Genomic DNA, 17,128 nt, shown 5'->3' with positions numbered 1-17,128 from the left:
ATTCGTAATAACTATTACAAATACAAAATTTTAACCCAAATAGAGGAAATTACATGAAAAAAGTCGCCAGTTTGATTTTCGCAGCATTTTTGGTTTCGGGCTGCTCCTATTTTGAAAAAAAGGAAGATAAAGGCGCGAAGCAAGGCGGTGGGGCTCCCGCGCTGCCGGTAGGAGTATTTATCGCCAAATCCGCCGATGTGCCGATAATTTTAAAATTTAACGGACAGACCGTAAGCGAGCTTGAGATAATGCTAAAGCCGCAGGTTTCGGGCACTATCGAAAAGCAGCTTTTCGAGCCGGGGCACAGCGTCAAAAAGGGCGACGTGCTCTACGAGATCGACCGCTCGCGCTATCAAGCGGCGTTTGACAGCGCAAACGCTAATCTGCAAAACGCCTCGGCGGACTACAAAAGAGCTAAAGCGCTAAAAGCTAGCAACACGATCTCTCAAAAGGACTTTGACACCGCAAAAGCCGCATTTATGGTAGCCGAAGCAAATTTTAAAAGCGCCAAGATCGATTTTGACCACTCGCTCGTGACCGCGCCTTTTGACGGCATGGCGGGCGATACGCAAAAGGACGTGGGCGCATACGTAAACGTGGGCGAGGATCTGGTTAGGCTTTCTAAATTTGATCCGATCGACGTGGAATTCGGCATCGCAGATGTCGATAGACTAGAGCTTGATGCAAATTTAAGAAACGGGCAGTGGGAGCAGCTGGGCCGTCAGGTAAGCATAAATCTCGGCGGCAAGGACTACAACGGCACGCTAAGCTTCATCGATAGCGTCATCAATACAAACACAGCGTCAGTCAGCGCTAAAGCTCAAATTCCAAATCCAAGCTTGGAAATTCGCCCGGGCGTTTTTACCAAAATAAGCGTCGATGGCTTTTATCAGAAAAACGGCTTTAAAATTCCGCAAGTTGCGCTCAAGCAAGATCTTAGCAACACCATAGTCTACGTCGTGCAAGACGGCAAGGTCGCTAAAAAGGTGGTCAAAATCGCAGCGCAAGATACCCGCACGGCGACGATTTCAAGCGGATTGCAAGACGGCGATCAGATCATTTTGGATAATTTTAAAAAGATCAATGTGGGTTCCAAGGTAACTCCCGTACCCGCGAGCACTGATCCTTACGTAGCGGGACAGCCTAACGAACAACTATCTCAGAGCAATGCGGAAAGCGGGAAATAATGTTTTCTAAATTTTTCATCAACCGCCCCGTCTTTGCCTGCGTCGTTTCGATCATCATCGTAATCGCGGGCGTTTTGGCTCTTAAAAATTCCTCCGTCGAGGAGTATCCGCAACTCACACCGCCGCAAATCGTCGTAAGCGCTACGTATAGCGGCGCGGATGCGCAGACGATCGCCGACGTCGTCGCAGCCCCTCTTGAAAACGCAATTAACGGCGTTGAAAATATGATCTATATGGAAAGCTCAGCAAGCTCCTCGGGCTCTGTTAGCATCAACGTATACTTTCAAATCGGCACAAATCCAGCAGATGCAAAAGTCAATGTAAATAACCGCGTCACGCCAGCTCTTACGCTACTTCCCGACGAAGTGCGCCGCTATGGCGTAACCGTCACCGAGCGCAGCAGCACGATGCTGGAGGTGCTTGCGTTTTACGATCCTAGCGAGCAGATGGATGTCGTAGAGATGCAAAACTACGTAGCTATCAACGTCGTAGATGAGCTAAAACGCGTGCCTGGCGTCGGCGAAGCTCAAGCGCTGGGCACAAAAGATTATGCTATGAGGATCTGGGTAAAGCCCGAGCTACTTAAGAAATTTAACGTTACGACCGCCGAGATAATCGCCGCAATAAGCGAGCAAAACAGCCAATACGCCGCGGGCAAGATGGGCGAGCAGCCGATGAACTTAGGCAATCCCTACGTATATGCGATCAAGCCCGAGGGTCGTTTAAAAACCGTCGAAGAATTTGAAAATATCATCATACGCGCGCAAAAAGATGGGAATTTCTTGCGCGTAAAAGATGTCGCCGATGTCAAACTTGGCGGCGCAAGCTACAATATCTCGGCGAAATTTAACGGTAAAGAGATGGTGCCTGTGCTTATCTTTATGCAAAGCGGTGCCAACGCTCTAGCCGTAGTTGAAGCGGTAAATAAGCGCATAGACGAGCTTAAGCCGAATTTCCCGGGCGAGCTGACCTACGGCGTCGCCTACGATACGACGAGCTTCGTAAAGGTCTCTATCGAGGAGGTTATACATACCTTCATTGAAGCGCTGATTTTGGTTATTTTGGTTATGTATATGTTTCTGGGCAATATCCGCTCTACGATCATCCCGACTCTTGCCGCTCCAGTGTCGATCTGCGGCGCGTTTATCGGAATTTACGCCTTTGGATTTTCTATAAATTTAATCACTCTCTTTGCGCTCATCCTTGCTATCGGCATCGTCGTGGACGACGCGATCATAGTAATCGAAAACGTAGAGAGAATTTTGCACGAAGAGCCGCAGTTAAGCGTCAAAGAAGCCACCACGAAAGCGATGGGCGAGATCGTAGCGCCCGTCATCTCGATCGTGCTCGTGCTTTCGGCGGTTTTCGTGCCGGTTGCGTTTATGGAGGGCTTTACGGGAGTTATGCAGAGACAATTTGCCTTAACGCTCGTATCTTCGGTATGTTTTTCGGGCTTCGTAGCGCTTACGCTGACGCCCGCACTTTGTGCCCTGATCTTGCGAAAAAAGGAATCCGAGCCGTTTTTCTTCGTAAGATGGTTTAATAATCTTTTCGGCGTCTCGACTAAAATTTACGCCGCAGGCGTCGGCATGGTTCTGCGCCACGTACTCATCAGCCTCGTTTTTGTGGGCATCATCATCTATGCGATGATAGAGCTTCTCAGGCTTACCCCTAGCGGCTTGGTGCCTAACGAGGATAAGGGCTCTATCTTAGCGATGACCACGCTTCCGTCGGCATCTACTCTGCCTAGGACGGAAGCCGATCAAAATTTCATCGCAAGTATCGTCAAAAAGCATCCCAATATCGTGGACATAACCCAAATCGCGGGATACGATATGTTAGCCGGAGCGCTTAGAGAAAACGGCGGAGCGTTTTTTATAAAGCTAAAAGACTGGAAAGAGCGCCCGGGCGATGAAAATTCCAACTTCGCCATAGCTGCCGCGCTAAACGGGCAGCTCTACGGCGCAGATCGCAACTCGATGACCTACGTCGTCACGCCGCCGCCTATTATGGGTCTTTCGCTTACGGGCGGATTTGAGCTTTATGCGCAAAGCACGACGGGCAAAAGCTACGATGAAATTCGCGCCGATATGGATCGTATAACCGCCAAAGCCAATCAGCACCCCGCTTTAAAGCTCGTGCGAACGACGCTGGATACCGATTTCCCGCAGTATAAGCTCTATCTCGATAAAGAGAAGATAAAGATGCTAGGCGTTAAGATAGCCGACATTTTCACCGTGCTAAATTCTACCATCGGGCAGTATTACATCAACGACTTTAACCTTATGGGCCGCACGTTTAAGGTCTATATCCGCGCTACGCAAAACTACAGAGACGATCCTAACGATCTAAAATCGCTCTACGTCCGTAGCGCTAGCGGCGATCTGATCCCGCTAAATTCTTTAGTAAGGCTTGAGCGCTCGCTGGGTCCTGATTCCGTTAATAGATTTAACGCTTTCCCGGCCGCGCTAATTATGGGCGAGCCAAATACCGGCTACACTTCAGGTCAGGCGATCGCCGCGATCCAAGAGGTTATAAAAGAGGAGCTTCCTAGCGGATACTCGATCGGCTGGTCGGGCTCTGCGTATCAAGAGGTTAGCGAGACGGGCAAGGGTGCGCAGGCATTCGTATTCGGAATGATCTTCGTGTTTTTGATCCTGGCGGCTCAATACGAAAGGTGGCTCATGCCGCTTGCCGTACTTACCGCCGTGCCGTTTTCGGTATTCGGCGCGCTCGTGTTTACATATTTCCGCGGGCTGAATAACGACATATATTTTCAGATCGGTTTGCTGCTTCTAATCGGTCTGGCGGCGAAAAACGCGATTTTGATCGTGGAATTTGCGATGAACGAGCACCTGAACAACCACCGCTCGATCGCAGAAGCCGCCGTAGAGGCCGCCAAGATGAGATTCCGCCCTATCGTGATGACGAGCCTTGCGTTCGGCCTCGGCGTGCTTCCGATGGTTATCGCCACAGGTGCGGGCGCGGCTAGCCGCCATGCGCTAGGAACCGGCGTCGTAGGCGGAATGCTCGCGGCATCTACGATCGCGATCTTTTTCGTGCCGCTGTTTTTCTACCTGCTCGAAAGCTTCAACGCCTGGCTTGATAGACGCGGCAAAAAAGTCCAAACTAACGAGGTGAACGATGAAAATAAATAACGCTCTTTTAAGCGCCTTGACGCTTGGAATTTTACTTTGCGGCTGCAATTTCAAGCCCGTCACGCCGCAGAAACAGACTGGCTTTAAGGCGGATTACGCAAGCACTAACGTTAGCACGCAGTGGTGGAAAAGTTTCAACGATCCGCAGCTAAACGCCCTGATCCAAAGCGCGCTGGAGCAAAATTCCGACCTGCAAACCGCGCTGAATAACGTCGAATACGCGCGCGTAAATTTGGGACTAAACAAGCTTGAGTACCTGCCGAATGTAAATTTAAGCGGCAGCGCGGTGCGCCAAAATAATTTCGGCAACCGGCCCGATCGCAACTCCCACGGCGCGTATCAGATCGGCGCCGTGCTAAGCTACGAGATCGATCTTTGGGGGCGCGTGCGCAATAGCGTGGATTCGGCGCGATCTCGATTTAATGCGACGAAATACGACTACGAAACCGCCAAAAACACGATCACAAGCACGGTTGCAACGACCTATTTTACGCTACTAGCATTAAAGCAGCAGGAGAAAATTTTAAAAGACAGCCTAAAAAGCTATCAAGATACGCAAAACTACCGCAAAAAGCAGCTCGATGCGGGCGCGGTTAGCGAGATCGTATTTTATCAAGCCAAAGCCGCGGTGCAAAGCGCCGAGGCAAGCCTCATAAGCGTGCAAAATCAGCTCTCCGCGGCGCAGACCTCGCTAAATATCCTAACGGGCAAGAGTTATGATGAAATTTTACGCGGCACGGCGCAGATCGCCGCGAAAATGCCTAGCGCACCGCAGATCCCAAGCGGAATCCCAAGCGACGTGATCTTGCACCGCCCCGACGTCGCAAGCTCGCTCGAAAATCTGCGCTCGAGCAACTTCTTAGTAGGCGTCGCCAAGGCAGGCTACTTCCCTACCTTCTCGCTTACCGGCTCGGCGGGATACGCAAGCGGCGAGTTCGACAGGCTGTTTACCGCAAGCGCGAGCACGTGGAGCATCGGCGGCTCGCTCGTAGGGCCGCTGCTTGACTTCGGCCGCCAAAAAAGGCGTGTAGAGCTTGCAAATTTAGAGCAAAACGCGAGCTTCATCGCATACGATAAGGCGCTTAAAACCGCTTTCGGCGACGTTCGCGACGCGCTTGTAGGCGTGCAAAACGCCAAACTAAGACAGGCAAGCCTCGCCGATCTCGTCGCTTCGCAGAGCAAAATTTATTCAAACGCCTCAAGCAGGTATCAGGCGGGCTACAGCGATCATCTGGAGTTTTTGGATTCGCAGCGAAACCTGCTTAGCGCGCAGCTGAATAAGACGCAGGCCGATCTTGACGTGCTAAACGCGACGGTGAATGCATACAAGGCGCTCGGCGGCGGCTTTAGCATCGAGGATAGCGAAATCAAGGCGCTTATCGGCGCGGAGCAGGACGTACAGCCCGATATGTCTGCCTTCCCGAAGGATAGAATTTTTAATTAGGTTTTTAAATTTATCGGCAGCGCGAAATTTCAGAATATCTCTAAATTTAAAGCGCCGCCGAAATTTTACGACGCAAGCGGATTTTGTGAGGAGTCTGCTTGCACTTTTTTAAATTTAGCCTCGCGGCGAGTGGGAAGTCTAAATTTTAAAATAGTCGAAATTTTAGAGATCTGCGAGCCGATAAAATCTCCGCTCGGCTAGGAAGCGCAAAGCGGCCTGCTTCGTGGCGCGGTAGAATTTCAAGCGGTACGGCGGAATTCTAAGCGCCGCATCAAAATTCCAAGCATTGCGATAGAATTCCAAACGCTGCGGTAAAATTCTAAGCGCTGCGTTTTAAATTTAAAGGCAAAACGGATTGCGCGCCAAAACGGAATTTGGCAAAATTTTAGATTTTCGCTATAATCGCGACTTTTAATTTAGATGGGTGTCCGAGCGGTTGAAGGAGCACGCCTGGAACGCGTGTAAAGTGCAAGCTTTCGAGGGTTCGAATCCCTTCCCATCTGCCACTACTTTAAAATTTCATCCCCGCAAAGCTCTGAAATTTCGCTTTTCAACTCGGCGTAAATTTTATAAATTTAAAGCCAAAATTCCATCGCGCCGTAAATTTAACGATCAAAGACAAAATTTCCTCCGCCGAAAATCAAACCCGAAAGGACGTCTAAATTCTATCTCTGCGCCCGCCGTTTACCGATATTGCGCTAAAATTCCTTTTAAATTTTACTTTGAAGGAGAAAAAATGAGTGAAGAAAAAAGTTGCGCCTGTGCGCATGTCAAATCCCAAAACGTAACCGACGCGCCCGGCAATAACACCGTGTTTATGACCTGGCGCTTTAACGCGGACAAGACCGCCTGCAAAAAGGCTTTTGAGAGGCTTTGCGCTTTGGTGATAAATTTAAACAAAACCGCCGTTACGAGATTCGGCGCGGCTAGCGAAACAAGCTGCGTGCTGGGCGTGGGCTTTGAGGCTTGGAAAATGCTAGACCTGCCGAAGCCTTTGCCGAAGGAGCTAAAAAATTTTGAAGAGATTAGAGGCGACAAACACATCTCGCCCGCCACCGGCGGCGATATTCATATCCACATTAGAGCCGCAAATCAGGCCGTTTGCTACGATATGGCAAGCGAGATCAGAGCCGCGCTAAAGGATGTCGCGACGTGCGAGGAGGAGATCTGCGGCTTTAAATACTACGACGGGCGCGCTATCATCGGCTTTGTGGACGGCACCGAAAACCCCCAGGGCGCAGATCGCGACTTTTTTGCTAAGGTAGGCGACGAGGATGCGGCGTACAAGGGCGGCAGCTACCTTTTCGTGCAAAAATATATCCACGATATGAGCGCGTGGAACGCCGCGGGCGTCGCCGAGCAGGAGCGCGTCATCGGGCGTAGCAAACAAAACGATATCGAAATGAGCGAGGAGCTAAAGCCTAACAACTCGCACTCCGCCGCAGCCAACGTCGGCGACGATAAAAAGGTCGTGCGCGACAATATGCCGTTTATGCAAGGCGGCGAGACGGGAACCTACTTCATCGCCTACGCAAGCACCTTTAGCACGCTGGAGTTAATGCTTGAGAGCATGTTTATCGGCCGTCCGCGAGGCAACTACGACCGGCTGCTAGATTTTAGCACGGCAAAGACGGGCGCGCTCTTTTTCGCTCCGACCTTCGATATGCTGCAGGCTTATAGTGCAGAGTAAATTTAGCTTAAATTTAAAGGCGCGCGATGTTTTGCGATCTAAGCCCGTATCAGAGCAGGCGCTGCAAAGAGATCATAGAGGGCAAAGTCAAAAATAGTGAAAACGTCAGGGGTCTGATAGAGTTCATAGACGCTAAATTTAAAACTCGAGCGATCAGCGCGTTTTACGGCGCGGGCAGGGACTCGGCGTGGCTTAAGATCGTGCTTCGCTTCGATAAAGATGCCGCAAAAATCACCGATAAAAAGTGCATCAAGCGCTACCTTGCCCGCACGCCGCTTTTCGAGAAACTAAACGGACTTAAGAATTTTTATATCTCGGTCGAGTCCTTCGAGTCGCAGATCCGCACCGATCTGATCCAAGGCGCGGTAGAGGAGCTGCTGCGAAACCGAAGCAAGCTTTTAGCGCCGCTTAAAATTTAGTATATCGCGGCGGCGTCCGACATGCCCGTAGTTTTTTATTTCACGAAGCAGGACGCGGCGCGCGGCGAAAGTAACGAAAAAATAGAGCGGCTGATAAGAAATTTTATAGAGAAAGCGCAGGACGCCAAATACCTGAGCCACATGAAATTTAAGCTCTATTTTGACAGCAAGGAGTTCGTGGATCTTGAGTACGGCGGAAATTTGTTCTATTATTTCAAATGAAATTTAGCCAAGGAGTGAAAATGGATGCGAAGCTTTATCTAAACAAGGCAATAATGCAACTCTCGCGAGGGCTTGAGGAGGGCGGCGTGCAGAGCCTAAAAGCAGCACTTGAGGGCGAAGGCGACGAGGTTAGCAAGACGCAAGTTCGCGTGATCTTGGGCGAATACTACGTGATGAAGGGCGAACCCGCGCAGGCCAGGGAGTATCTAGGGCCCGTGGCGCAAGACGCCGAGCGACTGCGGGATCAATACGACGATCTGCTGGACGATGAAATTTGCAGAGCCGATATGCTTTTGGATATGATCGAGCGCTTCGGGTTTTTGGCGGAATAAAACAGCTCGCGATATGCGGCGGCACAATAAGCGTCGCGGCGGCGATAAAATTTTAAGATCGGAGCGATGCCAAAATACTCATTTGAAACCATAGAGCAAATGCTGCTAAAATGCGTAGCTGAGAGCGGCGAGCCGGAGCTTGGCTTTCGCCTGCGCGGTGCGCAATACTTGATCATCGCCTATGCGGATCGCTGCTCGTTTCAAAGATGCGCGGACGAGGCGGGCGCAAACGCAAGCGGCGAGCGGTATTTCGCCACGCTGCAGGAACTCTACGGCGCGCCGCAGATAGACGGGCTCTCGCTAGAGGAGCTTTGGAGCGAGGCGGATGAGTTTTACTGCTTTGATTTTGAACTATAAGACCTCGAAATTTTATGCGGCGGTGCGGTAAGCGCACGCGGTACCGATACGTGGCGCTGATAAATTTTGAAAGGACGCAGACGGGCTCTGCTTAGGATTGTGCCGCTAAGGCGTACGGCGAGGACGGCAAATTTAGCGCCGCAAAACGTCCGAGCTGCTAGCGGTAAAATTTAAAACGGGAGCAAAAATTTAATGAAAAATTTTAACGATGAGCCGCAAGAATCGCAATCCGAACAAAATAACGCCGAGCACCGAAATCCGCCGAAATTTGACAATAAACCCCTCGTCGTAAAAGACTACAACATAATAGTATTCTTTATTTATAACTTATTCTTCGCCCCCTTGGCGGTACCGGTGTTTCTATATATAGGGGATATTTTCCCATACTATACGCCGTTTGTTCCTGTAGTATTCGCCGTCGTGTCTTATCTCAACACGAAGCAGATAAAATGCAGATCGTAAACGACTTTTTCGTAGTATTCGCCGTCGTGTCTTATCTCAACAGCGCCCACACGCGCTTTGTTCATTTGACGAACAGGAGCATCAACTACGTCAATAAAGGCAAAATCACGAAATCTATAAAATTCGATGAGATATCGCTCATAAAGCTCACCGCCACGCTGCTATTCGGGCATATCGTCCCCGCTAGAAATTCCGCAGGCATTGTGCTTTCGTTCATCGTGATAGCCGTCGCATTCGCCGGATTTTTACAGAGCCTTAGAGGATTTATAATTTTTATTATGAGCCTGACGGCATTGGTTTTGCCGTTTTTCATCTCTAAACTGATTTTTTCAAAGATCACGGAGGGGAAATTTAGCTTCCGTGCGATCGATACTTTGATCATATATGACGGTAAGGGCGAATTTATCAGTTTTATGATGAGCGGAGAGGACTTTGAAAGAGTTTGCCGCTACATGCTGAAAGAGCGGCAGATCAGCCCGTCAAAATTTCAAAAGCAGTTTGTGATATTTCAATGAAAGGGCTTATTAGGCGATATCAGCGTTAAAATTTAAAAAGCCGTTTCGGCTCCTTAAATTGGTTGCAACTTAAATTTGGACGCAAATTTAATAATTTCGCGTGCATTAAAATTTTACAGCGCGCGATGCGGAATTTTAAGGAGCGCGGCGTGAAATTTGAAATTTCGCAAAATGCCCTAAATTTAAAAAATTTCACGAAATTTTGCGGAGCCGTGAAATTTTAAAAGCTCCGCAAATTTAGCTCACGCTACCACCGAATGCCCGCCTCCAGCCAAAACTGCCTGCCCGCCTCATAGACCAGATCGAGCGAGGTGTCGCTGCTAAGTCTTGCTTTGTTGCGCTTATTTAGGACGTTGTAGATGTCTAAATTCGTAAAAAATTCCACCTCGCCCGCCATCTTTTTAGCGTATCCGATGCGCGCATCCCAGCTGTAGCTTTTGCCGAGATTTACCTTTTCGTATTTGTCGTATCTGGCAGGATACTTGCCCGCAGGCGTCCTGCCCGTGCGGGCGATCGCTTCTTGCGAGCCTTTAAACGAGAGGAAGTTATTCACGCTGATGCCGTAGCTTGGAATTTTCGTGATGATGTTTAGGCTCGCCGTCCAAGGCCTAGCGTAGTCCTGCGCCGGAAGCTCCGATAGCCTCATCAGCCTGCCGTCATATTCGACGATCTTTTCATCTTCAAGCGTTTCTCTATCAAGCGATATGTCGTAAAGGGTGTTGTTCGTTTTCATCTTGATGTGTTCAAAGCCTAGCTCAAAGCCATTTAGCGTACCGAAGGCCTCATAATCATCGATCGTTTTAACGCCGAAGGTTAAAATTTTATTTTCGCTTCTGCCGTCATTAGTAAAGGTTTGATAGTTGTTTTGGTAGTTCGGATTCGGCGCTAGACCTAGATCTCTTCGCGTAGATTTGATGATCTGATCCCTGCCCTTGCGGCTTACATATTTGCCGAAAAACTCAAAATTCCCAAGCTTTTGCTTTGCCCCAAATACCAGCTCATCCTCATAAGGTACCTTTAGCTCGTTAAATTTAGTTAGAGACGGGTCTTTTGGCAGTTGCGTCCAGTTTTGCGTATAGGCATTGCGCGGGCGCGTGTAGGTAGTGGCGAGCCCCTCTCGCCCCTCTCTTAATTTGTAGGTAAAGAGATTGCGTCCGTAGTAGCGGTTTGCACCGAAGCTAAGAATCGAATCGCCGTCGCTAAGAATATCGTAGTAGCTGTTAAATCTCGGCGCCGCAGTCGTTTGCTTCATATAATCGTCCCTATTTAATCTTACGCCCGGTCGCAAGGTAAGATCACCGATTTTTATCTCATCCTCCAGATAAACCGCCAAGCTCTTCATATCCACCTTGGTATTGCCCTTGTAATAGCTTTTTCGCGTAAAAAACTGGCCGCTTCTGCCGAGTCTCGCAAAAGAATCGTCTATCGAGCAGAGCTCGTCATTCGGATCACAAGCATTTACGCCCGCAGGTAGCGGTGCTATTCCGCTGGCGGTCATAAACTCTTTTCTTACATTAAATTTAGCCTCTTGCTTTTTAAACTCAAAGCCTGTGATAAATCTATGCTTACTGCCGCCTAGATCAAATTCGTTAAACTCCAGATCCGCGTTGTACGAAAAGCTCTTTTGAGTCTGATCGAGATCCCCAAAGCCACCCTCTATCGCTGCGGCAGATAAAATTTTACTGCCCCAATTCTTTACGTTTGAGTATTGCCAAGCCCTGTAATATTCATTCTCGGCATCACGCGAACTCTCCAGCTTGCTGTAGGATAAAATTTGATTAAATCTAGCAAAATCGCCATCGTAGTCGGTTTTAAGCGCTAAATTTAAACCGCCCGATTTCATATCGGCGTAGGAGTCTTTGACGTGATCGTTAAACATCTTGTTTCGCTCGGGCGCGTAAGTTACGCTAGGCGTGATAGTTAGGCGGTCGTTTGCATACCAAAGCGCCTTTAGGAAGTAGTTGTCTATATTTCGCCTCTGAACTCGCTCGGTGATGGTCGTATCAGCGTTGTATCTTCTATCGTAGGCCTTGAGCGGAATTTTACTTCTAGTGTTGGTGTAGCCGAACATCAAGCCTAGATCCTCGGTAACGGTGCCCTCCAAATTTAATCTCGTGATCCACTTATCAAATCTCGGCTGATTTAGTGGCGTAGCAGAGTTTTCAAAGCTCTGTTCATCGCCGTAGATATGGTATCTAGTCCAGCTATCCTCGGTGTGCTGCATCGAAAATTTACCGTGAAAGCCCGCGCGCGGATCTCGCGTCTTAGCCTCTACCACGCCGCCGGTAAATCCGCCGTATTTTGCCGAGACGCCGCTATCGTGCACCTCGACGCTTCGTAAAAAGTCGCTATCGATCGCCATGCCTTGCGAGACGGAATTCATCGTATCAAACGCCGAGAAGCGCGTAGGATTGCCGCCGGGGTTTCTAGCGGGATCGAGATCGTTATTCATATTCACGCCGTCAAGCATAAAGTTATTTTGCCAATACTTCGCGCCGTTGATACTGATATTTGCGGGGCTGATCTCGCCTAGCGTCGTGCTCTGGCGGTTTGTGGAGCTGAATTGCACATTTGGATTGGTACGCAAAAGCTGCACGAAGTCGCCGTTGCCGCTAGGCATCGACTCGATCATCGTCCTGCTTATTTTTTGCGTACCGCCATAGCTATCGCCGACGCTCGTCAGGCTAGAGTCAATGTTGCCGACAACTACTATTTCGGGAAATTTATAACTATTTGTCGTAGCAGCCGAGCTTCGTGCCTCCGAGCCTTCTTTGGTAACAACGCTTCTGGTTGCGTTATTTTCAGACGAATCCTGCGCGACGCTTAGGCCGCAAAGACACGCCGCGACTATTAAGGAGCGTGCAAGCCCCCCCCCCGCAGCGATTTTGAGTGGATTTCTCGCCTTTTACGGAAGCGGAATAATTGCGGCCTGCGCCGCTTTTACATGGCTTACAGGCCCAAAAACCGACAATCATTTTTTCTCCTTTTTTGAAAATAAAAATTAAGACTGAGGAAATTTAGCCAATAATATTTTAAATTTCAATAAAAGTGATAACAATTATACGACTTATGCAAACAATAGAAAAAATGTAACAAAATAGCGATATATCGGCGAGATAAATCTATTTCAAAATAAAATTTATCTAAAATCTATGTGCGGCACAGATAGATTTAATTGAGCTTTATTCTTGAGTTCGTTTTTAAACTGCTAAATTTACGGAGATAAAATTTGCCGTGCAAGCGCCGCTAAATTTAAACGCGGCTAGTAAATTTAACGAGCAAAATTTAGATGCGCCTAGCCTGCTAAAATTTCGGCGCATTTATCCTCACCGTCTCATCGGTGTCAAAAATATATGTCTGCGCCGCCTCTGCGATATCCTTTGGCGAGATGGAATTTATGATCTTTTCAAAGGTCTTAAAATCGGCGATCTCCTCATTCCAAAGCGCGTATTTTACGAGCGCGTCGTTCCAAAACTCGGGGCTTTCGCGAGCGATGCGAGACGTGATGATCTGAGATTTTTTAAAATTTTCAAGATGTCGCGCTACGTCCGATCCGCCGCCTGCGATTTCTGCAAAAATTTCTCTAATTGCGGATAAAATTTGATCCGTATTTTGCGGCGCGCAGGAAAACGAAATATGAAGGCTAGAGTGCTCGTAAGGGATGCGGCTTAGGCTCGAAGCGACCGAAAAGCCGTAGGTACGCCCCTCATCCTCTCTGATGCGCTCCCTAAGTGCTTCCTGGAGCACCGAAGCTAGAGCTGAAATTTTTATTGCATTTTCAAGCGAGTATGGAGCGGATCTGTTTATCGCGGTAAGCGCGACGTCGCTTCTAGGGGAGTTTTGATAGTTGCGCATAAAAACGTGCCGTCCGCTTAAGCTGCGAATTCCATCGTCTTTAAAATCCTCGCGTTCGCCGCGAGCAGGCAAGCTCGCCAGATACTTTTTTATGAGGGCTTCAGCGTCTTTCAACTCAAAATCGCCGCTAAGCACGAAAGTGTAGGATGCGGCGTTGCTAAATTTATCATGGATGATCTTTTTTAGCTCATCCGCGCTAAGCGCTTTGATCTGCGCGGCGCTTAGAGGGCGCATTCGCGCATTGCCGCCGTAGAAAAACTCGCTAAATTCCCTGCTAAATTTATACCCGGGCAGCTTTTCGTTTCGCGCAAGCTCGTCGAGCGATTTTATCTTTAAATTTTGCAGCGCCTTCTCGTCCGTGCGCGGAGAGCTAAGCTCTAAGCTTATCGCTTCCAGCAGCCATTTTAGATCCCGCGAACCGCAGCTTCCGTAAAATCCGTGCGAAAATGCGGAGATGTTTTTGCGGTAATTCACCTGCCGCCCGCTTAAAATTTGCGAAATTTCATAATTGTTAAACTCGCCCGCGCCACTTTCGTTTGCAAGCATCGCGGCAAAACTGCCAAGCCCCGGATGCGCCAGATTGGACATTCCGCCTCTGCTTACCGCGGCAAACGAGATGAAATCCTTGCGCGTCTTAAGCGGCTTTAAGATCACGGTCGCGTTATTTTCAAGCAGGTAGGTATAAAATTTAAATCGCAGCTCAAAGCTTTTGCTTAAAATTTTGCCCTCAGGTAGGTTTTTAGAAACCAAGCTACCCGGTAGCTTTTTATACGCGGCATGCGTATTTATCGCCTTAGCGCCGCTTTGCAGCTTTTTAAATTTAGCCTCATTAAGATTATATCCGGAGCCGCTAAAGACGCTTGCATGCACCTCGCCCAGATCCGTAAGGCGCCTAAATTCTAAATTTATCTCCTCCAGGCTGATCTCGCGGAGCAGCTTTATTTCCAAATCACGCTGTTTTGCGGCGCTAGGCAGAACGGCTCCTGATTTTACGGCATGAAGAATCTCTCTTGCAAAAAACGCGGAATTTGCGCTTTTTTTGCGCTCAAAGGCGCTGTGCCGCGAGCTAATCAAAGCATCCTTCGCAAGGGCGAAATCGCGCTCATCAAAGCCGTTATCTCGCAAGCCTTTGATTAGCCCGAGCGCCTGCGAGATCGCGCCGTCAAAATCTCCGCCCAAAACGGCGACGTCGAAGTTATAGATCGTTTTTTGAAACTGCAAATTCGATCTGGAAAAATTAACTCGCAGCAGCGCGCCTTCGCTAGCCTTCGCTCGCTCATAAATCGTAGAAATAAGGCTTGAAATAAGCTCGCTTTTTAAAATTTTTCTCGCATTCGCCTCGCTATTTGGCGGCGCAAATTCCTCCCAAAACGAAATTTTGACGGAATTTAGCGACGTTTCGTTCGTATCGTAATTGTAAATTTTCAAACCCTGCCTAGGCGGAATGCCCATATCCTGGCGGGTGTAGGAGTTTGTATTTTTAAGAGGCGAAAAATTTTGCTCTAGCAGTTTTAAAATTTTATCCCTTTTAAAATCGCCCACGGCTATAAATTTCATAGACCTGGGCTGGTAAATTCTTTGATAAAGCTCCTTGATTCGCTGCGCGCTTACGGATTTTACGACCGCCATATCGCCTATCGGCGCATGATTAAAATACGCGCTGCCGCCGTAAAGCTCCTCATCCATCCGCTCGTAAAGCCTTGCGATCGGCGTATCGCGGCTGCGCGCCTCCTCGATTATGACGCCTCTTTCTTTTACGAGCTCGAGCGGATTGAACTCCACTCCGTCCGCAATCGAAGCAAAAATTTTAAAAACGTCCTTTAAATTTTCTTCGCTAACCGCGATGTTAAGCGTGTAAATCGTGCTGTCATAGCCCGTCTGCGCATTTACGTCGGCGCCGAATTTCACGCCCAGACTCTGCAATTTTTTGATGAGCTCGTTTTTGCTAAAATCGCGACTTCCGTTAAAGGACATATGCTCGATGAAGTGCACAAGCCCGCGCTCATTAGGGCTCTCATCGATCGAGCCCGCATCCACGACCAGATAGAAAACGGCGGAATTTTTGGGCACGGAATTTTCTAAAATATAGTATTTAAACCCGTTTGGCAGCGCCCCCCGCAGGACGGCTCCGTCCCACTCAAGCGCAAAAGCTCCCGCACAAAGCAGTAAAAATAGTAAAATTTTTCGCATTTAAGCCCTTTATTTTCTAGTAAAATTCGCTCGCAGATATTTTTGCAGACTTTCCTCTTTCGCCTTATCAAGCTGCCCGCCTGCGCCATTTTTTTGGGTTTGCTCGCTTAGACCCGTTAGCTCGCGATATCTCTTAGGTACACCCACTTTTAACCCGCCTGCTCGCTGCGTAGTTCTGCTCTGTTTCGCGAGCGCATCGGTTCTAGGCTTGCACTACGCGGCTTCCCTCGTTCATTTTATCGCTCAGAGGTACGCAGGCGCATTTGATCTTTATCTGCGCGGCGGCACGGTAGTACGGCGGCGCGCTCGCACAAGATAAATTTTAAAATTTACTTGAGCCCAGGCTAAATTTAAAAAGCGCGAATCGGTAAATTTTAAAATTTTGTGCCGAGCGTGGCGGACTACTAGGCTTTGAAATTTCATGGCTAAATTTCGCAACAGAGCCCACACGCTTTCATAGCAAGACGGACGAACATTTAATTTTACATCGCCCTACTCTCGCTACGCGCTGTTTTAGCACGTATCGATCAAACAAACTGCTGACGCACGATCTTGGCATCTTCGCCATATGACGTTTTAGCGCTCCGCCTATAAAAGCGCCGCCGCAAACTGCCGTTTACTGCGAGATAAAATTTTAGCCTAAAGAGCATTAAATGAAAATTAGCATAAATAAAATGTGAAATTTTTGAAGTTTAAATGGAATTTCGGATTAGATTAAAATGGCCGGGAGATAGGGATTCGAACCCCAGGAGGCTTTCACCTCAACGGTTTTCAAGACCGCCGCTTTCGACCGCTCAGCCATCTCCCGATTAAGGGCGGGTAGACCCCGCCGAAAGTTCGCGCAGATCAAGGTCTACACGTGGAATTTATTCGGTTTTTTCTTCGACCCACTCGGCGCCGTTGTGAACCTTTTCTTTGGTCCATTGAGCCGCGTTGTGCGAATCCTCTTTTGCGCCGTGCCAAGTATTAGAGCACCCGCTAAAAACCATCAATGCCAAAAGAGACGCCAGTATGTATCTCATAATAACTCCTTTTTAAGATTTGGAGGCGACACCCGGATTCGAACCGGGGATCAAAGCTTTGCAGGCTCATGCCTTACCACTTGGCTATGTCGCCACGCCGGCTTATTAGGTGGTGCCCGGAGCCGGACTTGAACCGGCACGGAAAAAATTCCGAGGGATTTTAAGTCCCTTGCGTCTACCGATTCCGCCATCCGGGCACGTTTAATACAAAAACAGAATGTAAAATGGAGCGGGAAACGAGAGTCGAACTCGCGACATCAACCATGGCAAGGTTG

14 protein-coding genes and 4 tRNA genes are annotated in these 17,128 nt (G+C 48.7%); 11 read left to right on the top strand and 7 right to left on the bottom strand.

The window, feature by feature from the left end; translation table 11 throughout:
• Positions 1-53 precede the first annotated feature (53 nt).
• The 11 genes from Q0393_RS01930 to Q0393_RS01880 all read left to right on the top strand — a co-directional run bounded on the left by Q0393_RS01930 (position 54) and on the right by Q0393_RS01880 (position 9,786).
• Positions 54-1,187: an efflux RND transporter periplasmic adaptor subunit gene (locus Q0393_RS01930; RefSeq protein WP_298029088.1), complete on the top strand. Its 1,134-nt coding sequence runs from the start codon at positions 54-56 to the stop codon at positions 1,185-1,187.
• Positions 1,187-4,345, top strand: a complete 3,159-nt coding sequence (locus tag Q0393_RS01925; protein ID WP_298977461.1) for an efflux RND transporter permease subunit — start codon at positions 1,187-1,189, stop codon at positions 4,343-4,345. Before Q0393_RS01930 ends, Q0393_RS01925 begins: the two co-directional genes overlap by 1 nt.
• The gene (locus Q0393_RS01920; RefSeq protein ID WP_298977460.1) at positions 4,332-5,789 is read left to right on the top strand and encodes an efflux transporter outer membrane subunit; all 1,458 of its coding nucleotides are present in this window, start codon (positions 4,332-4,334) and stop codon (positions 5,787-5,789) included. Before Q0393_RS01925 ends, Q0393_RS01920 begins: the two co-directional genes overlap by 14 nt.
• Before the next feature lie 418 nt (positions 5,790-6,207).
• Positions 6,208-6,295: transfer RNA gene (locus Q0393_RS01915), tRNA-Ser, on the top strand.
• Positions 6,296-6,525: 230 nt separating this feature from the next.
• The gene (locus tag Q0393_RS01910) at positions 6,526-7,479 is read left to right on the top strand and encodes a Dyp-type peroxidase (protein ID WP_298977458.1); all 954 of its coding nucleotides are present in this window, start codon (positions 6,526-6,528) and stop codon (positions 7,477-7,479) included.
• Positions 7,480-7,505: 26 nt separating this feature from the next.
• Complete coding sequence (locus Q0393_RS01905; RefSeq protein WP_298977457.1) at positions 7,506-7,898, top strand: hypothetical protein; 393 nt, start codon at positions 7,506-7,508, stop codon at positions 7,896-7,898.
• 21 nt (positions 7,899-7,919) lie between these two features.
• Entirely contained in the window at positions 7,920-8,120 is a 201-nt protein-coding gene (locus Q0393_RS01900) for a hypothetical protein (protein WP_298977455.1), read from the top strand.
• A gap of 20 nt (positions 8,121-8,140) precedes the next feature.
• Positions 8,141-8,452: a hypothetical protein gene (locus tag Q0393_RS01895; protein WP_298977453.1), complete on the top strand. Its 312-nt coding sequence runs from the start codon at positions 8,141-8,143 to the stop codon at positions 8,450-8,452.
• A 66-nt stretch (positions 8,453-8,518) separates the two neighbouring features.
• Positions 8,519-8,809: a hypothetical protein gene (locus Q0393_RS01890; RefSeq protein WP_298977452.1), complete on the top strand. Its 291-nt coding sequence runs from the start codon at positions 8,519-8,521 to the stop codon at positions 8,807-8,809.
• A gap of 192 nt (positions 8,810-9,001) precedes the next feature.
• Positions 9,002-9,271, top strand: coding sequence for a hypothetical protein (locus Q0393_RS01885; protein ID WP_298977450.1), 270 nt, complete (start codon positions 9,002-9,004; stop codon positions 9,269-9,271).
• Entirely contained in the window at positions 9,259-9,786 is a 528-nt protein-coding gene (locus Q0393_RS01880) for a hypothetical protein (protein WP_298977449.1), read from the top strand. The genes Q0393_RS01885 and Q0393_RS01880 overlap by 13 nt, the downstream gene beginning before the upstream one ends.
• Positions 9,787-10,033: 247 nt before the next feature.
• Here the strand turns inward: Q0393_RS01880 and Q0393_RS01875 are convergent, their stop codons facing one another.
• The 7 genes from Q0393_RS01875 to Q0393_RS01845 all read right to left on the bottom strand — a co-directional run bounded on the left by Q0393_RS01875 (position 10,034) and on the right by Q0393_RS01845 (position 17,050).
• Positions 10,034-12,418, bottom strand: a complete 2,385-nt coding sequence (locus Q0393_RS01875) for a TonB-dependent receptor plug domain-containing protein (protein ID WP_298977447.1) — start codon at positions 12,416-12,418, stop codon at positions 10,034-10,036.
• Between the two features lie 671 nt (positions 12,419-13,089).
• Positions 13,090-15,831: an insulinase family protein gene (locus Q0393_RS01870; protein WP_298977446.1), complete on the bottom strand. Its 2,742-nt coding sequence runs from the start codon at positions 15,829-15,831 to the stop codon at positions 13,090-13,092.
• Between the two features lie 9 nt (positions 15,832-15,840).
• Complete coding sequence (locus Q0393_RS01865; protein WP_298977444.1) at positions 15,841-15,978, bottom strand: hypothetical protein; 138 nt, start codon at positions 15,976-15,978, stop codon at positions 15,841-15,843.
• 573 nt (positions 15,979-16,551) lie between these two features.
• Positions 16,552-16,639: transfer RNA gene (locus Q0393_RS01860), tRNA-Ser, on the bottom strand.
• A gap of 58 nt (positions 16,640-16,697) precedes the next feature.
• A complete protein-coding gene (locus Q0393_RS01855; RefSeq protein ID WP_298977442.1) occupies positions 16,698-16,853 on the bottom strand; it encodes a hypothetical protein in 156 nt (51 codons plus the stop codon).
• A gap of 20 nt (positions 16,854-16,873) precedes the next feature.
• Positions 16,874-16,947: transfer RNA gene (locus Q0393_RS01850), tRNA-Cys, on the bottom strand.
• Positions 16,948-16,963: 16 nt separating this feature from the next.
• Positions 16,964-17,050, bottom strand: a tRNA-Leu gene (locus tag Q0393_RS01845).
• Positions 17,051-17,128: the final 78 nt, after the last annotated feature.

This window comes from uncultured Campylobacter sp. (genome assembly GCF_938015785.1).
Lineage (GTDB): Bacteria > Campylobacterota > Campylobacteria > Campylobacterales > Campylobacteraceae > Campylobacter_B.
Note: the sequence above shows the minus strand (reverse complement) of the source record. Positions and strands in the feature narration are given on the sequence as shown.

Excerpts from the sequence above, each read along its gene's own strand:
- Q0393_RS01930 (WP_298029088.1), top strand. The coding sequence starts at position 54 with ATGAAAAAAGTCGCCAGTTTGATTTTCGCAGCATTTTTGGTTTCGGGC.
- Q0393_RS01925 (WP_298977461.1), top strand. The coding sequence starts at position 1,187 with ATGTTTTCTAAATTTTTCATCAACCGCCCCGTCTTTGCCTGCGTCGTT.
- Q0393_RS01920 (WP_298977460.1), top strand. The coding sequence starts at position 4,332 with ATGAAAATAAATAACGCTCTTTTAAGCGCCTTGACGCTTGGAATTTTA.
- Q0393_RS01910 (WP_298977458.1), top strand. The coding sequence starts at position 6,526 with ATGAGTGAAGAAAAAAGTTGCGCCTGTGCGCATGTCAAATCCCAAAAC.
- Q0393_RS01905 (WP_298977457.1), top strand. The coding sequence starts at position 7,506 with ATGTTTTGCGATCTAAGCCCGTATCAGAGCAGGCGCTGCAAAGAGATC.
- Q0393_RS01900 (WP_298977455.1), top strand. The coding sequence starts at position 7,920 with ATGCCCGTAGTTTTTTATTTCACGAAGCAGGACGCGGCGCGCGGCGAA.
- Q0393_RS01895 (WP_298977453.1), top strand. The coding sequence starts at position 8,141 with ATGGATGCGAAGCTTTATCTAAACAAGGCAATAATGCAACTCTCGCGA.
- Q0393_RS01890 (WP_298977452.1), top strand. The coding sequence starts at position 8,519 with ATGCCAAAATACTCATTTGAAACCATAGAGCAAATGCTGCTAAAATGC.
- Q0393_RS01885 (WP_298977450.1), top strand. The coding sequence starts at position 9,002 with ATGAAAAATTTTAACGATGAGCCGCAAGAATCGCAATCCGAACAAAAT.
- Q0393_RS01880 (WP_298977449.1), top strand. The coding sequence starts at position 9,259 with ATGCAGATCGTAAACGACTTTTTCGTAGTATTCGCCGTCGTGTCTTAT.
- Q0393_RS01875 (WP_298977447.1), bottom strand. The coding sequence starts at position 12,418 with ATGATCGAGTCGATGCCTAGCGGCAACGGCGACTTCGTGCAGCTTTTG.
- Q0393_RS01870 (WP_298977446.1), bottom strand. The coding sequence starts at position 15,831 with ATGCGAAAAATTTTACTATTTTTACTGCTTTGTGCGGGAGCTTTTGCG.
- Q0393_RS01855 (WP_298977442.1), bottom strand. The coding sequence starts at position 16,853 with ATGAGATACATACTGGCGTCTCTTTTGGCATTGATGGTTTTTAGCGGG.